The sequence below is a fragment of the Paraburkholderia piptadeniae genome, from assembly GCF_900007165.1.
GTDB classification, from domain to species: domain Bacteria; phylum Pseudomonadota; class Gammaproteobacteria; order Burkholderiales; family Burkholderiaceae; genus Paraburkholderia; species Paraburkholderia piptadeniae.
Window position 1 is genome coordinate 1 of record NZ_CYGY02000140.1, and the last position, 1019, is coordinate 1019.

Genomic DNA, 1019 nt, shown 5'->3' on the forward strand with positions numbered 1-1019 from the left:
CTTGATGAACAGCTTGCGCGGCGTATTGCAGAACGGCTCGACACCCGACTCGGTAATCAGGATGCTCTCCGTGATTTCGAGTCCCCAGTCGTCGAGCCACAGGCCCGGCATGAAGTGGAACGTCATGCCGGGTTCGAGGACCGTCTTGTCCCCGGGACGCAGGCTCATCGTGCGCTCGCCCCAGTCCGGCGGATAGCTCGCGCCGATCGGATAGCCACAGCGGCTGTTCTTCTCGATGCCCGATTTGCGCAGCACCGCAAAGAATGCATTCGCGATGTCTTCACAGGTATTGCCCGGCTTCGCCGCCGCCAGCCCCATTTCGATGCCTTCGACCACGGCCTTTTCCGCATCGATGAAATGCTGCGGCGGCTTGCCGAGATACACGGTGCGCGACTGCGGGCAGTGATAACGCTTGAAGCAGCCGGCGATTTCGAAGAACGTGCCCGCGTTCTTTTCGAATGGCGAGTCGTCCCACGTCAGGTGCGGTGCGGCGGCATCGGCGCCTGTCGGCAGCAGCGGCACGATCGCGGGATAGTCGCCGCCGTAGCCTTCGATGCCCGTGATCCCCGCCGAATAGATGTCGGCGACGAGATCGCTCTTGCGCATGCCCGGCTCGATCCGCTCGACGATATGCGCATGCATCTTCTCGACGATGCGCGCGGCAATGCGCATGTACTCGATCTCGCGCGGCGACTTCACGGCGCGCTGCCAGTTGACGAGCGCCGTCGCATCGCGCCATGTCGCGTTCGGCAGATTGCGCTGCAACGATGCATAGGCCGCGGCGCTGAAATAGTAGTTGTCCATCTCGACGCCGATGCGGCGCGTCTGCCAGCCGCGCGCCTCGATCACTTCGCGTGCGAGATAGTCCATCGGATGACGCTCGGTGGACTGCACGTAGTGATCGGGATAGCCGATGATGTTCTCGCGCTTCATGAACACGGTGCGCAGCGCGCCGTTCGCATCCTGTCCACGGCCATACCAGACGCGCTCGCCGTCGAGCGCGAGCAGCACGCATTGAT

The 1019-nt window shown here is 63.2% G+C and carries 1 protein-coding gene; it reads right to left on the minus strand.

The genetic code is table 11. The features are described from left to right. A partial coding sequence (doeA, locus tag BN2476_RS42800; RefSeq protein ID WP_087740172.1) for an ectoine hydrolase DoeA occupies positions 1-1019 on the minus strand: 1019 nt, incomplete at both ends.